Annotated in this window: 2 protein-coding genes; one reads left to right on the forward strand and one right to left on the reverse strand. The window is 66.0% G+C overall.

The window, feature by feature from the left end:
• Positions 1-156 (reverse strand): FAD-dependent monooxygenase (locus ACYVDE_RS24600; RefSeq protein ID WP_460504152.1); only part of this gene is annotated, 156 nt, incomplete at its 3' end.
• 129 nt (positions 157-285) lie between these two features.
• On the opposite strand from ACYVDE_RS24600, the gene ACYVDE_RS24605 reads away from it, so the two are divergent.
• The coding region (locus ACYVDE_RS24605; protein ID WP_460504153.1) for a GAF domain-containing protein at positions 286-861 on the forward strand (576 nt) is incomplete at its 3' end.

The raw sequence follows: 861 nt of genomic DNA on the forward strand, positions 1-861 counted from the left end.
CACGCGCAGGCCAGCGTGGCGCAAGGCCAGCGCACAGGCCGTACCGGCCGGGCCGGCCCCGACGATGGCCACGTCATAATCGTAGGTAAAAGCAGGCGAATCGGGCAGCACAGCCCCAAAGGTAGCGGCGCGGCGGCTTGTGGCCCCCACGCACATCTTTCAGGCCGCGCCAGCCGTAACATCATCCGGATTCTATATATTAGGCTTCAGTAACGCGTGCTGCCAGCCGGGCCGGGCTCATCGGCTTCGGCCCTGGTACTACCCTACCTTCTTCCGGCCGTGACCATGCTACCCCCTTCTCTTCTGCCGGCCGACGACCCCGCCCGCCTGCGGGCCCTCAGCCGCTACCAGCTGCTCGATGCCCGTCGCGAAGCCATTCTCGATGAGGTAGTAACCCTCACGGCGCGGCTGTTCCGGGTGCGCAATGCCATGCTTTCCATCGTGGAAGAAGCCACCGTGCTACTAAAGTCGCCCTACAACCTACCCCCCGACATCGAACGGGTGCCGCGCGAGCACAGCCTATGCTCGGCCACGATTCTACAATCCGACACGGCCGTGTTCGAAGACCTGCGCCGCAACAGCGCCCCGGGCGTCGACCTGTCGCTGATTCTGCAGCTGGGCCTGCATTTCTACGCCGGCCATAACCTGCGCACGCCCGATGGCTATAATATTGGCACCCTGTGCCTGTTCGACGGCCCGCCGCGGGAGTTTGCCCCCGCCGAGCGCCTGCTGCTGGGCCAGTTTGCCGGCCTGGTGATGCACCTGCTGGAGCTGCGCCGCACCTTGGGGCCGCATTCCGGCCTCACGGCCCTGCTCTGGGAAACCATCTACCAGGGCATGGGCGAGCTGCTGGCCCGCCTC

The sequence above is a fragment of the Hymenobacter agri genome (assembly GCF_054778495.1).